Genomic DNA, 20,844 nt, shown 5'->3' with positions numbered 1-20,844 from the left:
TCACACAGAAAAGCCCGTTCAAATCGAACGGGCTTTTTTGCCATGTATAACGGTGATCATTTTATCGAAGTTTTCCGTCTGATTGTAAAAAAATAAAAGGCAATCCCCGCCAATAAAAGTCCTGATCCCAGAAGAAGCCAGATCGTTGTGTTGGTTGCGGTATTCGGGAGAGATCCACCCTCTTGATTCTCAGATTGATTGGAATCAATGCTTGCAAGTTTATTTGAAAAATCAGCTTTTCTAATCATTCCATGTATACCTTTTGTCTGGTCAACAACTTGAGAGACCTCGTAGTCAGTTGCTGCACTTAGATAAGCATAGGCTTTTGCCCGATCCATTCCTAATTCATCTTCAAGAAAATTAATCGACCTTCTTGTAGCGTCTTTCATGGCTTCGTTCAAATCTTCGTCTAGTCCTATTGGAATCCAGAAGTCATCTGTTTCTCCGAACGGATGTGTGAATTCTGAGGCGTTGCCAGGGATGGATTCGTCACCATTTTTTAAGACTGTAAGACGGAAGGTAGTACGAAGAGATGCTTCTAAGGCTGTTAAGGCAACCTCGCCATCACCTTGGGCAAAATGAGGATCACCTGTGTAAAAAAGACCACCCGTCACTTCGATGGGTAGATAGAGAGTAGAACCTTCTGTCAGATCATTGATATCAATGTTCCCGCCAGTATGAGTCGGAGGGACAGAGTGAACTTCATCTTCTGTGTCTGTTGCTACTCCCATCATGCCCATAAAGGGATCAATTGGGAATTGAACGTCCTCACCTAGAATTTGACCATACCATTGCTCATCTATGTATTCAATTGGTGTAAATAGTGAAACATTATTATATAGTTCAGGATTGTCAGCACTTGCGCCTTCTTGTGGTCCATCATTTTCAGGGAATTCTTCAGGAAGTGCCCCCTTATAATGACGGTTCGAGATAACTCCATATGGTACGCGTGGTGTTAGGGAAAGAATCTCGACTTTTAATACATCCCCTGGTTCAGCCCCTTCAATTGCAACCGGGCCGGTAACAACATGTGGTCCATGGTTATCAAAGTCGTGATCAATATCTGAACCAAGCAATGGTTTTTGCTTCTTCAAGAATCTCGTCCTCACTTACTCCATGTTCACCGAAATACTCGATGGGATTTCTACCTTGATCGTCTAAAATACCTTCGTGCGATACCGTATCAACTGTGAGAGTTTCTCCTGATGTGATCTCCATGACTGGTTCTGAGTTTCGGTTTGGTAAATGCCCCCACGTAATGGTATCAAGTGAAGAAGGAAGAAAATGGTCTCCATCTAACTTATACGAGTTTTCTTTGTTTAAGGGAAATGGAATGGATTCTGCTGCTGCCGTTGATGGATGGTAGATGGTTAGTGCCAGTGTACTTATACATACTAAGTTAAAAATCGTATTCTTTGTATTCATGATGTTCCCCTCTCGATTTTTAAGATCTGATAACCGTACCATTTAGGGTACATGCTGTTATTGGGAAACAGAGATTTTCTTACACACTTTTATTGGTTTGACTAAGGGCACCTCAAATGATACAACTGGTATAGACAACTATATTTATGGAGGCTTATATGGAACAAGTAACGGCTATAATAAACATTGACCTATATACAGAAAATCAATTGATAGAGGACGGTTATCTTGTTTTAGCTGGTGACTCGATTCAATCCTATGGTCCAATGAATCAGTTTGAAGCGCCTGAATTACCTTATGAACTAGTTGATTTCAACCTACAACATGTAAAAGCTGTTCCAGGTTTTATAGATATCCATACACATGGTGCAGGTGGAGCAGACACGATGGACGGTAAGCAGGATTCATTCGATAGAATGGCGAGAATGCTAACGCAAGAGGGAATAACAAGTTTTTTAGCCACGACAATGACTCAAAGTGTCGAAGCTATTACTAATAGTCTTGAGCAGGCTGGAGAGTACATTATTCAGCAGAAAAAGGCCAATGGAGCAGAAGTCCTTGGTATTCATTTGGAAGGTCCCTTTATCAATCCCGTTATGGCAGGAGCGCAACCGAAGCAGCACATAATCCCTCCCAATATAAGTTTATTTCAAAAATGGCAGCGGATATCGAGAGATCATATAAAGCTGGTTACATTAGCTCCAGAACAAGAAGGCGGGATCGAGCTCATAAAATATCTCGAGAAACAAGGCATCGTTGCCTCAATTGGGCACTCAAATGCAAGCTTTGATGAAGTAGAGACGTCTGTTATAGCCGGAGCAACACAGGTTACGCACTTATTTAATCAAATGAGTGGTCTGCATCATCGTGAGCCTGGTGTCGTGGGAGCTTGTTTTTTAAAGGATGAACTAAATGCAGAGCTTATTGCAGATGGGATTCATGTAGATCCTAAAATCATAAAATTATCTCTCAAGCAAAAATCATCCGAGAAGATCATCTTAATTACGGACTCAATTCGTGCAAAGGGATTAGAAGACGGGACGTATGATCTTGGTGGGCAAGACGTAAAGGTGGAGAATGGAAAAGCGCTACTATCAGATGGAACGCTTGCTGGGAGCGTGCTCCAAATGGATCAAGCAATTAGAAATATGATGGATTTTACAGATTGTTCCCTAGAAGATGCGTTAAAAATGGCTTCTACCAATCCAGCAAAGCAGCTTAATATATATGATCGTAAGGGGAGTATCGCAGTTGGAAAAGATGCCGATATCGTGATCCTGAATGAAAATAATGGGGTGCTACTAACTTTTTGCCGAGGTCAGCTTGTGTATAATAGAATGGAGGAAGAAGGATGAAAATTATTGAGGTCGATCACTATGATCAAATGAGTCAGGAGGCTGCTAAGATCATTAGTGAAGCCGTTTGTTCTAATCCACGAACTGTCTTAGGTTTAGCTACGGGTGGAACTCCGCTTGGCACCTATAAGTATCTTGCCAGAGACCATCAATTGAATCAGACATCTTACACGCAGGTACATACAGTTAACTTAGATGAGTATGTCGGGAAAGCTGCTGATCATCAGCAAAGCTATGCGTATTATATGAACACACATCTTTTTAAGCCAGTGGGTATACCACATACACAGACCCACTTACCAGATGGTTTGGCGGTGAACCTAAAAGATGAAGCAGATAGATACAATCAAACCATTCAAACTCTCGGTGGAGTGGATTTACAAGTATTAGGTATTGGGAAAAATGGTCATATAGGATTTAATGAACCGGGAACAAGCTTTGATTCAGAGACCCATCTAGTGCACCTAACTGCTTCTACCCGTAAGGCTAATGCTACGTATTTCTCAACGGAGTCAGACGTTCCAACGCAGGCCATTACAATGGGGATTGCAACAATCATGAGAGCGAGTCAGATCTTGTTACTAGTGAGTGGTATAGATAAGGCAGAGATTTTGTACCAATGTCTATTTGGGGAAGTAGATGAACAAATTCCAGCAACTATTTTACAGACACACCCGCATGTAACGGTTATTGCCGATCAGGAGGCATTAACCATTGTGAAAGAAAAATCGGAGGCGTAACGTTACGATGATTAATAAAAAGTCTCATGTGCCAATTTATTATCAGCTTGAGGAAGAAATAAAGAAGCTTATTAAAGATAAGCAATTACAGCCTGGAGATCTGATCCCCTCGGAGCGAGAGTTCTCTGAAATGCATTCAATCAGTCGGATGACGGTTAGGCAAGCGATTAATAATCTAACGAGTGAAGGAATCCTTGAAAAAGAGCGTGGCAAAGGTACGTTTGTAGCCCAGTATAAGCTTGAGCAATCCTTACAAGGGTTAACTAGTTTTTCGGAAGAAATGAAAGCGAGAGGGATGGAACCAAGCTCCCATATTCTTAGCTTTCAGAGGGTTAAAGCAACAAATGAAATAACGAGTAAATTAGAGTTAGATGAGGGCGCGGAGGTTTATAAGATCAAAAGAATCCGTCTTGCTGACTCTATTCCAATGGCTTATGAAATTTCTTATTTGCCTGTAGTCCTTCTCCCTCATTTAATTGAGGAAAGGGTTCCGAACTCGTTATATGAGTATGTGGAACAAGAACTAAAGCAAACAATCAAAAAAGCAACTCAATCCATTGAGGCAAGCGCAGCAACTAAAGAAGAAGCATCTATTTTAGAGATTGAGGAACAGAGCCCTGTTCTTTTATTTCATCGCACAGGCTATATGGAGGATCAAAAGCCATTTGAGCTTGTCAAATCAATCTATAGAGCAGATCGATATAAGTTCTTCATACAAATGGAACGATAAAAAGCCGTCCTCCTTTATGCAAAATCAAAGGGAGAACGGCTTATTCTTTTGAGCTTATACTATGGTGAAACCTTTCCTACCCCAAGCGTTTTGTTGTACAACATTCTTAACCTGACTTACAGGTGTAACTTGGTAGTTATATGGAGGGTTATAGGTGATTGTTGAAGATGTCGGAATGTCACCAGTTGATTGACTAAATGTATTATTGATTAAATGCCAATAACCAATCTGTCTGCTGTCACGACTGGTGATTGGATTCCGTGCGTTCTCAAAGGCATTTTCTTCGATACGTACCTTTGCTCCCATTCGTGAGTTAATGCCTGTTTCAACGATATTACTGTAGTAGTTACTGAAGATGTGGGCTTCACCAAAGCGCACAGAAGGGACACGAGAGTTCAAGTTCTCAAAGTAGTTATTGTGGAATGTGATTTTTCTATTAAAAGAATCGGAATCAGATGATCCCATCAACATGCTTTTCCAGCTATCATGTACATAGTTCCATGAGAATGTGATGTAATCAGCATCTCGTTTTACATCAAAAAGCCCGTCGTAATAATCCTTATGAACATCTAAGCTATTGTACAGCTCATTGTGATCTACCCAGATGTTTTTAGAAGGTCCTTCAATACTGATGGCGTCTTTGTCACCTGTATTCACATGATGAATCTTTAAGTTTCGAATGATGATATTGTTTGCACGCCATACTTTAATTCCAATACCATTAAATTCACCGTTTGTTCCCACACCTAGAATGGAGACGTCGTTTATGTCTTTGATGTCAATTTTACTAGCTGATGTATTGGATGGGGTAATCGTACCATTCACATAAATCGTTAGAGGGGTATTACTTGGTTTGTTTTTTAAAGCTGCAAGTAGTTGATCTCCTGTTGTCACGGTTACAGTTGTACCACCAGCACCACCGGTTGTACCGCCATTAAGTGTCGCAAAACCTTGCATAGCAAAATTAGCATTCGTTATGTTAGCGCTTTCATTTTCTGCCTCGACTGGAGCAGTAAACACACTCAACATGAGCACCATGGCAATGAATACGGAGAAGATTGACTTCAACTTTCATCCCTACTTTCGCAAATTAGTTTTAAAATGGAAAGGAACAGACAACTCAACAGTTAAACAGCTTTTCCTACTAGCGATTTACGTGAACACGATAAGCCTCACCCCTCATTTGAAAGATACGTTAAGCTTAGCATGATCTGTAAAAAGCAGACATTGGGAAAAAACCTGACATTTTGCCAATGCGGCGAAATGGTCAGGCCTAATTTTAATCATTCTTTTATAAAGGTATTGGTTAAGGTTCCAACTTTTTCGATGCTGACAGAAACGGAGTCACCTTCTTGTAAGTAGACGCGTTCTTCTTTAGGCAGACCAAGAACAACCCCTTCTGGAGTACCTGTTAAAATGACGTCCCCAGGCTTTAATGTAAAATGATGCGAGATGTGGCTGATTATTTCTTTGCACGAAAAAATCATATCCGATGTGTTGGAGTCCTGTCTAATCTCCCCATTTACTGTTGTTTGCAAAGAGAGGGATTGTGGATCATCAATTTCATCTGAAGTGACTAAGTAAGGACCTATAGGGTTAAAATCATCGCAGGTTTTTCCAAGCAGCCACTGGGGAGTTTTCATCTGTAGGTCACGAGCAGACAGATCATTGGCTACGGTATAACCAAACACATAGTCGAGCGCCTCATCTTCAGAAACCTGTTTTGCCGTTTTGCCTATGACAATGGCAAGCTCAACTTCATAGTCTAATTGTTTTGTTACATCTGGAATGACAATCTCATGCTTATGGCCAGTCAATGTATTATTAAACTTATTAAAAAGGATTGGAACCTCCGGATAGGTCGCGCCGGTCTCATCGGCATGACGGCGGTAGTTCAGCCCCACACAGATAATTTTCTCTGGGTTGGATACAACCGGTCCAAAAGAGCTGTGCTCTTCAGATAGTTGGTAGGGTTCTAAATCCTTAAGTGAATTTAGATAATCTTGAATAAGTGATAGTGATCCTCTAAAGTCTTTGCAAAGCTCATCAACTGTTTTCGGAATTCCTGCTTTAGGATGGTCATGGAGTGCCTCAGCTATATCAATAAGTTTTTCATTATGATAGAGGCCCAAACTGAATTCATTGTTCTTTTGTATCGTACATATTTTCAAGAAATCACCCCTATTATCTTCTGAATATTCCGATTCAAGCTTTTATTGATACTTACACAATGGTAGCATAAAGATAAATTAAAATGAAAGCGTTTTACTTTAACTGTTTACTGAATAAAAATTTTATATGATGGTAAGTAGAAAAGGAGATTGTTACTAAATGTCAAAAGATAAGCTGTGGTATGAACAACCCGCTAAGGATTGGAATGAAGCATTACCGATTGGAAACGGAAAATTAGGAGGTATGGTGTTTGGAGATGTCTTTAATGAGAGAATTTATTTAAACGAAGATTCCGTATGGTATGGAGGGAAAAGAAATCGAAATAACCCTGATGCGTTAGCGAATCTACCAAAAGTGAGAGAGCTGTTGTTTGCGGGCCGATTAAAAGAGGCAGAGGAACTTGCAGAATTAGCTTTAACAGGTGTGCCATTTAGACAACGCCATTATGAGCCATTAGGAGAATTACGTCTAAATTTTAAGCATAAGAGTAAAGAGATCGTAAATTATAGAAGAGAGCTTGATCTAAAAAAAGCGGTAGTAACCAGTACCTATGAATCTAATGGGATTATATACAAAAGAGAAGTGATTGCTAGTAATCCAGATGAATCACTGATTATGCGATTGACTGCGTCGAAGCCCGGATCAATCTCATTAAAAATATTGTTAGATAGAGAAAAAGCAACATGTTTAGATGAATCAGTGGCGAGCTCAGACGATTGTATAAGTATGACTGGTGTTACTGGGGGACAAGATGGCATTACGTTTCATAGTGTACTAAAAGCTATACCGGAGGGCGGGCATGTTTATACGATTGGAAATAGACTGGTTGTGAATGAAGTCCATTCACTAACCTTGGTTCTTGTAGCAGCCACCACCTTCAGACATAAGGAACCCGAACAATGGTGCCAAGAACAAATAGATCGAGTCATTCTTAAACCGTATGATCAGTTGCTCTCAGATCATATTCAAGATTATCAATCTCTTTATTCTAAGATGGATCTTGAATTGTTTGATAGCGATAAGTCTCTTAGAACATTACCGACAGATCAGAGGCTTCAACGAATAAAGGATGGAAAGATAGATAACGGATTAATGAATGTCTATTTCCATTTTGGTAGATATTTGCTCATTTCTTCAAGTAGACCTGGCTCTCTACCTGCTAATCTTCAAGGTATATGGAATGCGGATATGTTACCTCCTTGGGATAGTAAATATACAATAAATATTAATGCTCAAATGAATTATTGGCCAGCGGAAGTATGTAATCTATCTGATTGTCACTTACCTTTATTTGATCTAATTGAAAGAATGAGAGTGACAGGAAGAGAAACAGCTCAGTCTATGTATGGATGTAGAGGGTTTGTAGCACATCACAACACAGATATCTGGGCGGATACCGCACCTCAAGATTTGTATATGCCAGCGACCAACTGGACACTTGGAGCTGCGTGGTTATGTTTTCACCTGTGGGAGCATTATCAATTCACAGGGGATGTTCAGTTTCTCGAAAAAGCGTATGAAACAATGAAAGAGTCGGCTTTATTTTTTGTTGATTTCCTAGTACAAGACGAAAAGGGAAGGCTTGTAACAGCTCCTTCTGTTTCTCCTGAAAATCGTTATATCCTGCCAAATGGAGAGTCAGGCACACTTTGTGTTGGTCCATCTATGGATAATCAGATTTTATATGCTCTCTTTACTAATTGTATCTCTGCTACAGAAATTTTAGATGATGATCATGAATTTGCTACTGAATTAAAGGAACTAATGCAGAAGTTACCTGACACAAAAATAGGGAAAAATGGACAAATTCAAGAATGGCTAGAAGATTATGAGGAAGCAGAGCCAGGGCATCGTCACATCTCTCATTTATTTGCCTTGCACCCAGGTAATCAAATCGTCCCCGAAAAGACGCCAGAGTTAGCTAATGCAGCGATTAAAACGTTGGAAAATCGACTTGAGCATGGTGGGGGTCATACAGGTTGGAGCCGAGCTTGGATCATAAATATGTGGGCGCGTCTTGGTGAATCAGATCGTGCTTACGAACACATAGTGGCATTACTGAGTCACTCAACATTACCAAATTTATTTGATAATCATCCTCCATTTCAGATCGATGGGAATTTTGGAGGTACTGCAGCTGTAGCTGAAATGATCCTACAAAGTCATAATCAAGAAATTCATTTGTTTCCAGCACTCCCTGGAGCATGGTCACAAGGTTTGGTTCGGGGTATAAAAGCTAGAGGTGGTTTTGAGTTAGAACTAAAATGGGAAGATCATGAGCTGGTTTATGGTGAAATAAAAAGCTATCTAGGTGGTCCATGTGTGATAAGAAGCACAACCCCTATACGAGTTCAAAAAGGAGAAGCTATTGTGGAGGTCATTCAAAATGAATCGAATCTTATCCATTTTGAGACTGAGAAAAACCAAATTTACTCGCTAGTTAGTCTTTAAATAGAACTGTTGAAACTCTAAAGAAGTGGACATATAAAATGCCCACTTCTTTATTCGTATTCAAAGACCTTCTTCAATCACCTTAATCACCCTAGCTGGATTCCCGCCAACCACTACGTTGTCAGGTACATCCTTTGTTACAACGGCTCCTGAAGCAACAACGACATTGTTTCCAATGGTGACACCCGGATTAATAATGGCTCTGCCACCCATCCATACGTTATGTCCAATAGAGACTGGTTTTCCATATTCAAGACCTGATGCTCGTTCAATTGGATCAAGAGGATGAGTTGCTGTATAGATATGAACGCCGGGCGCAAGCATACAGTTGTCACCAATCTTTATTTCACATACATCTAAGAAGACACAATCAAAGTTAGCAAAGAAGTTTTCACCGACATGAATGTTATAGCCATAATCACAGTGAAAGTTACCTTCAATATGCAAAGTGTGACCAGTGGTGCCAAACAACTCTTTTATGAGTTTTGTTCGTTCGTTTTGTTCGATTGCTTGGTTAAATTGACGTGTGAGTTTACGGGCATTATCGTGTTCTACCTGTAGCTCATCATCCTGAGGGTTGTACAAAGTACCTGCTAGCATTTTTTCTTTTTCGGATTTCATCGTACTCTCCTTTTTTTAGATAAGCCTTTTTCTAAAACCAAAGATCAGAAGCATAAGAATAGCCATTAATACAGAAAATCCAAATAACGTCCAAAGAGTCACTTCGATGGGATATTGATCAAGCAAACTGCCTGTCAGTCTTGGTAAAAAAGCACCGCCTAATCCGCCCATTGCGATTAACAAGCTTGTTGTTCGATCCTCGAGCCCAGGAATGCCTTCATTCAACACAAGTAAACCAAGTGAGAAGATACCTCCCATTAATAATCCAGCAAAAAAGATTACAATAAAGCTAACGATGTAATGGGGGGATGCTGCAAACAATCCAAGTGCAACTAACTGACCAATGACGGTGATCACAAATAATCGACTGATACCGATCCGCTCTATTGTAAAGAACATAATGAAGCGTCCAATGGTCATGGCTCCCCAAAAAACGGTAATACTTATGGCTAAAATGGCAGGTGTGAGATCTGATGTCATCGACAAAATGGATGGAAGATAGTTAGGAAATGTCATCTCCACACCAACATATAAAAAGAAAAAGAACGAACCAAGTACAATTAAAGGCCACGTGACTTTAGGGTAAGATAGCTTTATTGGAGCTGGTGCGTGTTTGTCGACAAGCTCTTTTTTAAATAAAGGCTCATATTCATCGAACCGTAGAAACATCCATAATAGTATGCAAGTGAATACAATTAGACTAACTACCATAAAAATCATATTCCATTGACCACTTGCTATAAAAAAAGCAGCAAGTGCAGGTATGGCAAGTGCACCGACACCAAAAAACACTTCTGTAAGCACCATAATGGAGGCTTTTTTTTCTTTAAGCTTCCCAATAATCATTCCGGCTAAAACCGTTTCAATCATACCGAATCCTGCTCCGCCAAACGGAATAATGATTAAGAGGATCTCCCATGGAATTAGAAAAAATAATGCAAGTTGAGATACAGCGAAAAGTGATAGTGCAAGTAATAGTATCGCTCGACGTCCAATTGCTTTTACAATAAAAGGTGCGAGTAATACCCCAACTAAAAACCCTAGAAACTGATTCATAATGAGTTGACCACCATCACTATAACTCAGGTCATAATGGTGAATCATGGGTTCAAGAACAGATCCAATAATGATGTGCCCAAAGCCTGTGAGCAGGTATGCAAGACAGGCCATCCAAATAAGTTTTCTCATACAATCCCCCGGTGAGTGTGTTTAGATTGAGAGTGAAGGATTTAGCTCTTCTAAAGCGAGTGCCTTTATACCCTCATAAAAATCAATAGAAAATGAACGTGATAAAATAACTTGTGGAACTGAAGCCATCTCATGCTGCGTTTGATAGGTACTCCAAGAGGCGCACCATAGCTCATCAGGCACGACATTTTGATAAAAAACGATTTTATCAGGAGCGAGGACAGCATTCAGTGTTTGGATGACGTGGCATGTGACTTTCATAAATTCGGACGGATCCCAATGACCGTTCCAGTTAACATCTAAAGGAAGGAATTTAATTTCACCCGCCATGCCGTTTTTTCCTTTTACAACTGTTCCATTCAAATGAATACCGACACCAGGTGGATATTTGTCAGGAAAGTAGATTCCAATGACGCAGTCACTTTCCCCCTTATCTTCTAAGGCAGAGTAGCCACTTACTGCTGCATTTACATCGTTCTCTATTAAAACAGGTAGACCGAATGTTTCTTGTATCGAATCAGCCATTCTAACACCCATTAAAGTTTCATGACTGCTTACGGTGATTTCTCCATCTACTACTTGTCCTGGAATGCCGATCCCAATTATTTTTACAGTGGGGTACTCATTTACGAGTTTGGCAATAATCTGCTCAAAATACTGTAAATCAAATACAGGTATGTGATGATCTTCTTTTATTAACGTGTCACCATTCAAATTAATGATGGAAGCAACAACCTCGTCTCTCCAATGGTTCTCATTAAAAAGCAAAATCAATGCTAAGCTGTAATTAAAGTTAAACCGGTATGTTAAAGCAGGTCGACCACCATTAGAAGGCACGATATTATCCTCATACAATTCACAACTAGCTAGGAGCTCTTTTACAAGAGAATTTATAGTGACAACACTTAGACCTGTAGCTTCTGCAATTTGAGGTTTTGTGGCAATCCTGAGTTGTTGCAACACACTTCGTACCTTATTTAAGTTAAGCTCTTTTACAATGTTTTTGTTCATACGATGTAGCTCTGTACAATCTGTTGAACTTCTTCGATACCATCCCACATATCATTTGGACCATCATATACAATTGTTAGAGGGCCTGAATAATTGAATTGATTAACCAGATCCAAGCATTGAAGTAGTTCAGGTTTATTTATGCTACCATCCTCATTAGTAAGAGCTTTTACATGAATAGATGTGCTTTTTGGAATGGTTTCACTTAGTGACTGGAATTTAGAAGGACCATTAAAATTTCCAAAGTCACTAATTAAACCAGTGATATCCGTCTGTTCATACAGATACAAACAATTAGCTGAAGTAGAAGTGAGTGAATGAAAATTTTCGGTGAGCACACCTACCCCTTTTTTCTTCGCATACGCACACAGCTCCATTAGCTGAAGAGAGGCAAGCTGTAGGGCCTTCGGATTATCTGGTTGTGCATCTCCACCGATGACACGGACATGCTCGGCTCCAACCTCAGCCGCAATATCAATCCAGCTTTTATAAATTCCATATCGTGTTTTCGTCGAATAGGATCTTCATTTGTGATGTCTCCATAATCAATTAATAAATTATAAAAACGAATTCCAGCTTTTTCAGTAGCTTTACGTAGTTCTTTGAGGTACTCTGTGTCTGTAGAAGGAAAGTGCGGATGAATAATTTCCATAGCTTGATAGCCTTTTTTAGCTAACAAGAAAGGGAGATCAAGCAAACTGTGAATCTCAGGCTGCTCAATAACAGACGTCACAATTTCTTTTTTATGTTGGTCCCACTTTGTCCAATGTAGTGGACCGAGAATTCGGTTTAAACTCCAAGAAGTTAAAGATAAATAACGCATAATGAACAACAACCTTTCATTAAGTAGTAAAAAAACAAAAAATACCTGAGTTCAATGACACATATACCAATTTTTTGTAAATGAATGTAGTGGAGAACATGCACACTTAATAAAATGGCTTTATTAAGTTGTTTTATTAAGTGTATCACCACCTGAAATAAAATCAATAGACAAAAATAAATAGATGATTTTTTTAGAGAGAAGGGGTTATGTTGGAGCAACAAATAATAGGAAAAAAACGAATAGGACTTGCTTTTCTTTTAGGAATGCTGGCGGCGTTTGGACCACTTACCATCGATATGTATTTACCGAGCTTTCCGGATATTACAAGGGGGCTAGATACTTCAGCTTCATTAGTACAACTAAGTTTAACAGCCTGTCTTTTGGGCTTAGCTGCAGGTCAGCTTGTGGTTGGTCCTCTCAGTGATGCGCGTGGACGGAAAAAGCCGTTGCTGCTTTTTATTGCTTTGTACGTAGTTGCGTCCTTTGCGTGTGCATTTGCACCGAATATCTATTTCTTAATCATAGGGAGATTTTTGCAAGGCTTGACTGCAGCAGCTGGAATTGTTATTTCGCGCGCTGTCGTTCGCGATTTATTTAGTGGACGTGAATTAACCAAGTTCTTCTCTCTACTCATGTTAATTAACGGACTGTTCCCGATCATGGCACCTGTATTTGGGGCAGCTGTGTTGCTTGTACCAGGCGCAACATGGAACTGGGTTTTTATCGTGTTAGGCATTTTAGGTATTCTCATCCTGACAGCAGTATCCATCAAGCTTAAGGAATCTCTTCCAGTTGAGAAGCGTAGACCTAGCTCCATACGTGAAACGTTACGAACTTTCGCTTGTTTATTAAAAGATCGCCTGTTTATGGGGCTTGCCCTAACTCAAGGCTTAATGACAGGTGGCATCTTTGCGTATGTTTCAGGTACACCGTTTGTTTATCAAAATATTTATGAAGTAAGTCCACAGATGTTTAGTATTTTATTTGGGGTAAATGGATTAGGAATTATTTTTGGTACACATTTAGTTGGACGCTATGCCGGCATCGTACCAGAGAGGGTATTTTTGCGAGTAGGCTTAACAATCTCCATGATCGCAAGTGGATTTTTATTCGTCATGACGCTAATTGGCGGGCCGCTTATTTCAATTGTGATACCAATTTTCTTCTTTGTATCTATGATTGGTATGGTTGGAACAACCTCTTTTGCCTTGGCAATGGAGACCAAAGGAGAACAAGCTGGTAGTGCCTCTGCCTTACTTGGCCTACTTCCATTCGGAATTGGGGCAGCGACTGCACCTTTAGTTGGTATAGCAGGTGAGGAAACCGCCGTACCAATGGGTTTAATTATATTTGTCATGAGTGTTGGTGCTTTCTTGTCCTTTACATTCCTTGCCCGAGGTGGGCGAGCGGTTCAGGAGCAGCAGTAGAAGTAGAAGTGTATCTTCATCTCCCAATGAGTTGTGTCAAAGATAATTAGAGAAACAAAAAAACGGTACTCCTATTTTTATAGGGGTACCGTTTTTTGAAGGTTCTGCGGATGCACGCTTACCTAGTAATCCAGTCTTTGTTGATGGTGGTGACTATTAAACGGTGTAAAATACGAAACAGTATAATCAAGGTTAATCAGTTCACTATATTCGAATACTCGACCATCGTCTAATATGCCTCGATTCATAATTTTCATCGCGGGTAGACCTTTTTTACAGTTCAGTAGAGCTGCGTCATCTTTTGTAACAGAGACGGCACTATATGTGGTAATGAAATGAGAAATCTGGTAGCCGCACTGTTGCACGTAGTCGTGAACAGACTTCGCTAAAATTTTCTCGTTGAGATCAGTGAATAAATCATAAGGGAGAAGAGACGTCTCAATCTGCACCTTTTGGTAATCTACTATACGAATGCGTTTGTATTCCCAAAGTTCCTGGTTTTTTAAATCAAATGTTTTCTCGAGTGAAGGGTTTGCTTTTACCTTTTTTAGATGAATGATCTTCGACTCTATTTCGTTAAATTTTTTTTCAGTTAAAGAGTTGTAGATGAGAGGGCTTTTATATTTTGTATCCGTCACAAAAATACCTGAGCCTTGGATAACACGAACACACCCTATGTTAAGAAGCTTTTTAATCGCGTGACGAATTGTATAGCGGGAGACCTGATACTGTTGTGCAAGGTCTCTTTCAGTCGGAAGTTTTTCACCAGGATGATATTTATTTTGATAGATCTTGCTAAGGAGATCATCCGAAACAAACTCAGTTTTAGTCATGGTTCCCCCTAATTAAGGTTACGTTTACTTTCATTTATATTATCAAAAAAGAGCCGATTCCAAAAGTCAGCACATACTGCTGTATTCGGAACAGGCTCTTTTATTATGGCGTATGAATGGTTCCGTTAGGCACTCTTGACTGGGTCCATTCGTGCTTTCGGTAGACAACGGGATATTCCTTTGCCATGTCTTCATTAAAGTCTACACCAATGCCAATACGCTCAATCGGATAAATATATCCATTTTCTACTTCTACAGAGTGTGGAAACATCTTTTTAATGGTGTCTCCTGGTTCTTGAACCTCTTGAATGGCTGCATTATGAAGGTGGATATTCAGATGAGTATTCACAGCTACTCCAATTGGTGTCATATCAGATGGACCATGCCATGCAATTTGTACTCCAAATGTATCACATAAGGCTGCTAACTTCAGAGCTTGTGTGATCCCGCCAATTTGTGAGACGTGGCAGCGGATATAATCAATTTTTCTATTTACAATGAGTTCCTTCCACTCCATTGGATTGTTAAACAATTCTCCTGTGGCAATAGGAGTTGTACACTGGCTTCTTAACTGTGTTAACCATTCATTTTGGTTAGGTGGAAGGATGTCTTCCAAGAAAAATAGCTTATAGGGCTCTAAGTCTTTAGCGAGCTGAATAGCTTGGTTAGGTGATAGACGCTCATGTACATCATGTAGAAAATGAATGTCATACCCATATTTTTCTCGCAATGCTTTGAACATGCGTACTACATCTTTTACATAGATGTCAGGATCATAGTACTCGCCCTCCATTAATGTGTGGGGCAGGTGCATGTCATGATTTTTACCGCCATACAATCCGAGCTGACATCGGATGTGTTTGAAACCACGTTGAATAAGCTTGTCCACATTTGTAAAAAGTTCATCTAGAGTTAATCCATCCGCATGACTATAGGTTGCAATAGCGCTTTTAGATTTCCCTCCAAATAATTGATACAGAGGCATGTTGGCTAGCTTTGCTTTAATATCCCAAAGAGCCATATCTACTCCTGCAATGGCATTATTTAAGATAGGGCCGTTTCTCCAATAGGAATTTACCATCATCATTTGCCATAGATCTTCAATATCATGCGCGTCTCGATTTAGTAAAACAGGTTTGAGGTATTCTTCAACTACCATTTGAACTGGAAGTGGTCTTTGTTGAAAGGTTGCGCACCCGTAGCCTGTTACACCTTCACTTGTTTCAATTTTAACAACGACCAAATTATGTCGCTGTGGATTTGTTACAAATGCTTCTACATTTGTAATCAGATTAGGCTTCATTATCCATACTCCTTTACATCCGAATGATGGAAACGATCGAATGAGTTTATACTATATTGAAATACTAAACGATATTCTTAATTAATTTGATTAAAGCATACCGTATTTACACAGTCAATTTGGTCAGATTTTATATGTGTAATTTCGATATTTACCATACCAATTTGTATAATAATCGTTATAAACCTTTATATATCAACGTTTGTTATTAATATTGGTATTTTATAAACCGTTTTCAAAAATGGGGTCTTATGCTACGATTAGCGTGTAAAGATGATCATCTAATTGAGCAGAAGGAAGGCTTGGCAGTATGAATGAAAAAGAGAACGTCAAACATATTATTGAGTATGTAGGCGGAGAACATAATATTAAAAAAGTATGGCACTGTATGACAAGACTTCGATTTGATCTTTATGATTTCTCGAAAATAAATAGAGAAGAGATAAAAGCACTTGAAGGAGTAATGGGAGACCAACTGACGAATGATCAATATCAAATTGTCATTGGTACACATGTTCAAAAAGTCCATGAAGCTTTAACGAATGAGCTTAATATAGAAGAGAATTCAGAAGAAAGCCAATCGGCATCAACGAAGAAAAAAGGATTTTTTGGTGCGTTGCTTGATGTTGTTTCAGGTGTATTTGGGCCAATTGTTCCAGCGATAGCTTGGAGCTTGGATGATTAAAGGGATATTGGCAGGATTAATTGCTCTTGAGGTATTAAACGCTGAGAGTGATGCAGTGATCATTCTTGATTTAGTTGCAAGCGCAGTCTTTTATTTTCTACCGTTTTTCTTAGCGGCATCAGCTGCGAATATCTTTAAAACCAATCAATATCTCGCTCTTGCGGTTGCTGGTGGATTTATGTATCCATCCCTACTTGATGCAGCAAAATTAGGTGAGATTAGTCAGTTTACTTTTATAGGGTTACCGGTACCGGTTATTAATTATAGTGCAACCGTTATCCCAATTATTTTATCCATCTGGGCGTTAAGCTATATCCAAAAGTATGTGGATAAATATATGCCAAATGTACTTCGAACCGTTTTTACACCGACGGTAACTCTGTTTATCGCGATCCCACTTGCATTAATTGTTACGGGTCCGCTAGGCGCTTATATGGGAAGCTTGCTTGCATCATTTATAGAGATGCTCTTTAGTTTATCTGCGATACTTGCGGGCACTGTTGTAGGTGGGATTCGCCCAATTGCGATTGTGTTTGGGATGCATCACGCAATGACACCTATTGCCTTACAAAACTTCGCGGACAACGGTTTTGATATGATGATGCCAATGTTCTTGATGACCAATATGGCGATAGCAGGGGCAACATTTGCGGTATTCTTTAAAGTGAAAAATAAAAAAGAAAAATCGGTCATCTTGTCTGCTGCAATATCTGCTTTACTTGGAATCACAGAACCAGCATTGTTTGGTGTTTTGATTAAACATAGGAAGGCCTTTATTGCTTGTACGGTTGCCAGTATGATTGGTGCTACATTCTTCGCTTTATTAGGTGTTCGCATCTATGGGTATATCTTATCAAGTATCGTTAGTCTTGTAGCGTATGTCGGTCCTTATTTCTGGTATGCGATTATCGGAGTCATATTAACATTATCAATTGGTTTTGCCATTACGTTCTTCTTATTAAAGAGTAGAGAAGTGAATGAGAAGCAGTAAGGAGTGTAGCTGAAGGGATTTTATCCTTTCAGCTTTTTTATTACATACAATTCTTTTTGAAAGAGATTGACATCGTTTACATTGGGATGTATAGTATGGATACAACATCATATTAGGATTGTTACTGATTCGATCAGGCATTACCTATGTTAAGAACACACTTTTTAAAATGTGTTTTTAAGATGGGATTTTGTTGTGTTATGAGATATGGAGGACATTCCATGAAATTCACAAAAGCATTCAATAATAATGTGGCACTGGTTAAAGATTCATCTGGAGTAGAATGGATTGTAATGGGCACTGGCGTTGGATATCAAAAGAATAAGGGAGATTCCATTCCTGAGGAGAGTATCCGTCGCAAGTTTGTTGCTGAGCAATCGTCAACTCGCAAGCCGTTGCTACAGGTATTGGATGAAATTGATTCTGAGGTCCTTGATGTTTCAGTTGAAATTATTAAAAATGCAGAAGCACAGCTGGGCGTTACATTTAACAACAATATATACTTAACACTTGCTGATCACTTGAACTTTGCCGTAAAGCGAGCAAATGAACGGATTGATTATGCAGATACAAACCGATGGGAAGTTAAAAACCTATACCCAAAGGAATATGAATCAGCTAAAACGGCCATTCGTCAGGTGTTTGATCGTCTAGATGTACTGCTTCCAAAAAGTGAAGAAACATTTATCACCTATCATTTTGTAAATGGACAGCAGGCCAAAAAGACAAAGATTGAAGAAACACTAAAAATGACAGAGGTTATTAATCGGATTATTGAGATTGTGCAATATCACTTTCAGCTTAAGCTCGATGAAGACTCTCTAAATTACACTAGATTTATCACACATCTCCGTTATTTCTTTATCCGGCAATATAAGCAGGATCAAACGGAGTCTGAGGAAGTGGATTTAACCCTTCTAGAACTAGTGAAAACAAAGTATGAAAAGGCATATCAAGCAGTTGAGAAGATTTCTAACTTGCTTGAGAAGCGATATGGTTGGAGTTTATCTTCAAATGAACGACTTTATTTAACGCTTCATGTATGGCGTGTGACTAATAGGCAAATAACTAAATAGATCACGGCGGATTGTTACTGATGTAATCAGGCATTACCCAAATGGAACGAGCCACTGGCCGTCTGTTTGGGTATTTTTTTATGGAAAAAAGGGGGATTTACCATGTCAAAGTATAAAGAAATTGCAGAGAAAGTTCTTGGGAATATTGGCGGTGCAAGTAATGTAGACCAAGCATGGCACTGTATTACACGCCTTCGCTTCAATCTGAATGATAAAGAAAAAGTAGATATTGAATCGATTAAAAGAATTGATGGAGTGCTTGGTGCGCAGTTCTCAGGAGATCAATTCCAAGTGATTGTTGGGAACAAAGTCTCTGATGTTTTTGCTGAATTAGAGCCAATGGTTGAAGGTGGTGGCTCAGGTAGCGGTGAGAGAAAAGGTGAAAAGCAGGGGATCATCTCAGCTACAATGGACTTTATCTCTGGTGTGTTTACACCAATCTTGCCTGCACTTGCTGGAGCGGGTCTACTGAAGGGTTTCCTTGCGTTGTTTGTGACAGTTGGCTTGGTTGAATAATGCTAGTGATACGTACGCAATCTTAAATGCGATTGGGGACAGTGTATTCTACTTCTTACCATTCTTCCTAGCGGTTTCTGCTGCTCGTAAGGTAAAAACAAATGAATATCTAGCGCTCATTATCGCTTGGTACTTTAATGTATCCAACATTTATTGATGCGGCAAATGGTATTACAGACGTAACGAGTTTTTCGTTGTTTGGTATAAGTTTCATATCGATTCCAGTTTTGAATTATTCATCGAGTGTAGTGCCAATTATCCTTGCGGTGCTCCTTCTTAAATACGTATACAATGCTGTTAAGAAAGTTGTTCCATCCGTTATTTCACTAATGTTCTCACCAATGATTACATTTTTAATTGTTCTACCTATTACTCTTTGGTTAATTGGTCCGCTTGGAACAAACCTTGGAGAAGGACTTTCAACGATATTTGTTTGGTTATTTGATGTCGCTGGCCCTGTTGCTGGTCTATTACTTGGTGGGTTTATGCCACTGATCATTATGACTGGTATGCACTATGCGTTTGTACCGATTGCTATTCAAAACCTTAACAACAATGGAACGGATACATTTCTGCAGCCAATGATGTTTATCAGTAACTTAGCTCAAGCAGGAGCGTCATTTGGTGTAGCTGTACGTTCAAAAAACAAAGCAATGAAACAGTTAGCTGTATCTTCAGGTATTTCCGCAATGATTGGTATTACCGAGCCTGCTATGTATGGGGTTAATATGAAGTTGAAAAAACCATTTATCTTTGCCATGATTTCAAGTGGTATTCTGGGTGCTTTTGCAGGATGGTACGGCTTTAAGGCATTTGCGTTGGGTGGTCTAGTAGGTGTATTCTCTATTCCAGTATTTGCTGATCCTAGCGGAGCTGCAGGACCGCTCGTCATAGCGATTATCTTGTTTGTTCTATCTTTAGTCATTCCATTCATCTTAGTTCTAGTGTTTGGATTTAACGACATTCCTGAAGAAGTCGCACAAGCTCCAGTTTCAGAAGAGAAAAAAGAAGTAGCTGTAACTGGAAAAGGAGCCATTGTTAAGTCTCCACTAAAAGGAGAATTAGTACCTTTAAAAGATCTATCTGACCCGACATTTGCCCAAGAGATTATGGGTAAAGGGATTGCTATTGAACCAAGTGAAAATCATATTGTTGCACCAGTATCCGGAACAGTTATGGTATTACCTGATTCACAGCATGCCATTGGTATTAAAGGGGATAATGGGGAAGAGATTCTAATCCATATTGGAATAGATACAGTATCACTCAAAGGTCAGCATTTTAATGCGCTAGTAAAAGCAGAAGATCGAATTGAAGTTGGTCAAAAATTAATTGAATTTGATCGTGAAGCAATCAAAGCAGCTAATATCCAAACGGTGACAATGGTCATTGTAACAAACACACCTGATTATTTAGACGTGTTAAGTATTAACGATTCTGGTCCGATTTTTGAAGGCGAACAATTACTAACATTAGTTAAGTAATCAATTTACT

The 20,844-nt window shown here is 39.3% G+C and carries 21 protein-coding genes and 1 pseudogene; 11 read left to right on the top strand and 11 right to left on the bottom strand.

What is annotated here, in order from left to right:
* Positions 1-56 precede the first annotated feature (56 nt).
* Both NDM98_RS12640 and NDM98_RS12635 read right to left on the bottom strand, forming a co-directional pair.
* Positions 57-1,094 carry an acetamidase/formamidase family protein gene (locus NDM98_RS12640; protein WP_251608150.1) on the bottom strand — a complete coding sequence of 346 codons (1,038 nt, stop codon included), beginning with the start codon at positions 1,092-1,094 and terminating at the stop codon, positions 57-59.
* Positions 1,057-1,425 (bottom strand): hypothetical protein, encoded by a 369-nt coding sequence (locus NDM98_RS12635; protein ID WP_251608147.1) that lies wholly within the window; start codon positions 1,423-1,425, stop codon positions 1,057-1,059. The genes NDM98_RS12640 and NDM98_RS12635 overlap by 38 nt, the downstream gene beginning before the upstream one ends.
* Positions 1,426-1,583: 158 nt before the next feature.
* On the opposite strand from NDM98_RS12635, the gene nagA reads away from it, so the two are divergent.
* The 3 genes from nagA to NDM98_RS12620 are packed head-to-tail and all read left to right on the top strand — an operon-like array spanning position 1,584 to position 4,250.
* Positions 1,584-2,780: an N-acetylglucosamine-6-phosphate deacetylase gene (gene nagA / locus NDM98_RS12630; RefSeq protein ID WP_251608143.1), complete on the top strand. Its 1,197-nt coding sequence runs from the start codon at positions 1,584-1,586 to the stop codon at positions 2,778-2,780.
* Positions 2,777-3,520, top strand: a complete 744-nt coding sequence (nagB, locus tag NDM98_RS12625; RefSeq protein WP_251608140.1) for a glucosamine-6-phosphate deaminase — start codon at positions 2,777-2,779, stop codon at positions 3,518-3,520. Before nagA ends, nagB begins: the two co-directional genes overlap by 4 nt.
* A 7-nt stretch (positions 3,521-3,527) precedes the next feature.
* Positions 3,528-4,250 carry a GntR family transcriptional regulator gene (locus NDM98_RS12620; RefSeq protein WP_251608136.1) on the top strand — a complete coding sequence of 241 codons (723 nt, stop codon included), beginning with the start codon at positions 3,528-3,530 and terminating at the stop codon, positions 4,248-4,250.
* A gap of 59 nt (positions 4,251-4,309) precedes the next feature.
* On the opposite strand, the pseudogene NDM98_RS12615 reads toward NDM98_RS12620, so the two are convergent.
* Positions 4,310-5,288: pseudogene (locus NDM98_RS12615) on the bottom strand (pectate lyase family protein).
* Positions 5,289-5,533: 245 nt separating this feature from the next.
* On the bottom strand, positions 5,534-6,421 hold the full coding sequence (locus NDM98_RS12610) for a fumarylacetoacetate hydrolase family protein (RefSeq protein WP_251608133.1): 888 nt from the start codon (positions 6,419-6,421) through the stop codon (positions 5,534-5,536).
* Positions 6,422-6,581: 160 nt separating this feature from the next.
* Between NDM98_RS12610 and NDM98_RS12605 the strand changes: the two genes are divergently transcribed.
* Positions 6,582-8,873 carry a glycosyl hydrolase family 95 catalytic domain-containing protein gene (locus tag NDM98_RS12605; protein WP_251608130.1) on the top strand — a complete coding sequence of 764 codons (2,292 nt, stop codon included), beginning with the start codon at positions 6,582-6,584 and terminating at the stop codon, positions 8,871-8,873.
* Positions 8,874-8,933: 60 nt separating this feature from the next.
* Here the strand turns inward: NDM98_RS12605 and NDM98_RS12600 are convergent, their stop codons facing one another.
* Genes NDM98_RS12600 through NDM98_RS12580 form a run of 5 tightly spaced genes read right to left on the bottom strand, consistent with a single transcriptional unit; the run spans position 8,934 to position 12,516 of the window.
* The gene (locus NDM98_RS12600; protein ID WP_251608127.1) at positions 8,934-9,494 is read right to left on the bottom strand and encodes a sugar O-acetyltransferase; all 561 of its coding nucleotides are present in this window, start codon (positions 9,492-9,494) and stop codon (positions 8,934-8,936) included.
* Between the two features lie 15 nt (positions 9,495-9,509).
* Positions 9,510-10,682, bottom strand: coding sequence for an MFS transporter (locus NDM98_RS12595; protein ID WP_251608125.1), 1,173 nt, complete (start codon positions 10,680-10,682; stop codon positions 9,510-9,512).
* 21 nt (positions 10,683-10,703) lie between these two features.
* Positions 10,704-11,693 (bottom strand): ROK family protein, encoded by a 990-nt coding sequence (locus tag NDM98_RS12590; protein WP_251608121.1) that lies wholly within the window; start codon positions 11,691-11,693, stop codon positions 10,704-10,706.
* Entirely contained in the window at positions 11,690-12,031 is a 342-nt protein-coding gene (locus NDM98_RS12585) for a hypothetical protein (RefSeq protein ID WP_251608118.1), read from the bottom strand. The genes NDM98_RS12590 and NDM98_RS12585 overlap by 4 nt, the downstream gene beginning before the upstream one ends.
* Positions 12,032-12,069: 38 nt before the next feature.
* The gene (locus NDM98_RS12580) at positions 12,070-12,516 is read right to left on the bottom strand and encodes an IolE/MocC family protein (RefSeq protein WP_251608114.1); all 447 of its coding nucleotides are present in this window, start codon (positions 12,514-12,516) and stop codon (positions 12,070-12,072) included.
* A 209-nt stretch (positions 12,517-12,725) separates the two neighbouring features.
* On the opposite strand from NDM98_RS12580, the gene NDM98_RS12575 reads away from it, so the two are divergent.
* Complete coding sequence (locus tag NDM98_RS12575) at positions 12,726-13,946, top strand: multidrug effflux MFS transporter (protein ID WP_251608111.1); 1,221 nt, start codon at positions 12,726-12,728, stop codon at positions 13,944-13,946.
* Between the two features lie 122 nt (positions 13,947-14,068).
* On the opposite strand, the gene NDM98_RS12570 is transcribed toward NDM98_RS12575, so the two are convergent.
* Positions 14,069-14,779 (bottom strand): GntR family transcriptional regulator, encoded by a 711-nt coding sequence (locus tag NDM98_RS12570; protein ID WP_251608108.1) that lies wholly within the window; start codon positions 14,777-14,779, stop codon positions 14,069-14,071.
* 103 nt (positions 14,780-14,882) lie between these two features.
* Positions 14,883-16,082, bottom strand: a complete 1,200-nt coding sequence (locus tag NDM98_RS12565; protein ID WP_251608105.1) for an enolase C-terminal domain-like protein — start codon at positions 16,080-16,082, stop codon at positions 14,883-14,885.
* A gap of 310 nt (positions 16,083-16,392) precedes the next feature.
* Here NDM98_RS12565 and NDM98_RS12560 point away from each other — a divergent pair, with 310 nt between their 5' ends.
* The 6 genes from NDM98_RS12560 to NDM98_RS12535 all read left to right on the top strand — a co-directional run bounded on the left by NDM98_RS12560 (position 16,393) and on the right by NDM98_RS12535 (position 20,834).
* Complete coding sequence (locus NDM98_RS12560; RefSeq protein WP_251608102.1) at positions 16,393-16,767, top strand: PTS transporter subunit EIIB; 375 nt, start codon at positions 16,393-16,395, stop codon at positions 16,765-16,767.
* Positions 16,760-17,758, top strand: a complete 999-nt coding sequence (locus tag NDM98_RS12555) for a PTS sugar transporter subunit IIC (protein ID WP_251608098.1) — start codon at positions 16,760-16,762, stop codon at positions 17,756-17,758. Before NDM98_RS12560 ends, NDM98_RS12555 begins: the two co-directional genes overlap by 8 nt.
* 221 nt (positions 17,759-17,979) lie before the next feature.
* Positions 17,980-18,834 (top strand): PRD domain-containing protein, encoded by an 855-nt coding sequence (locus NDM98_RS12550; RefSeq protein ID WP_251608095.1) that lies wholly within the window; start codon positions 17,980-17,982, stop codon positions 18,832-18,834.
* Positions 18,835-18,936: 102 nt separating this feature from the next.
* Positions 18,937-19,350, top strand: coding sequence for a PTS transporter subunit EIIB (locus NDM98_RS12545; protein ID WP_251608092.1), 414 nt, complete (start codon positions 18,937-18,939; stop codon positions 19,348-19,350).
* A complete protein-coding gene (locus NDM98_RS12540; RefSeq protein WP_251608090.1) occupies positions 19,343-19,507 on the top strand; it encodes a hypothetical protein in 165 nt (54 codons plus the stop codon). The genes NDM98_RS12545 and NDM98_RS12540 overlap by 8 nt, the downstream gene beginning before the upstream one ends.
* On the top strand, positions 19,488-20,834 hold the full coding sequence (locus tag NDM98_RS12535; protein ID WP_251608088.1) for a glucose PTS transporter subunit IIA: 1,347 nt from the start codon (positions 19,488-19,490) through the stop codon (positions 20,832-20,834). Before NDM98_RS12540 ends, NDM98_RS12535 begins: the two co-directional genes overlap by 20 nt.
* Positions 20,835-20,844 lie beyond the last annotated feature (10 nt).

Source organism: Alkalicoccobacillus plakortidis (assembly GCF_023703085.1).
In the GTDB taxonomy this organism is placed as follows: Bacteria; Bacillota; Bacilli; order Bacillales; family Bacillaceae_D; genus Alkalicoccobacillus; species Alkalicoccobacillus plakortidis.
This window is presented reverse-complemented; position numbering and strand designations above follow the sequence as displayed.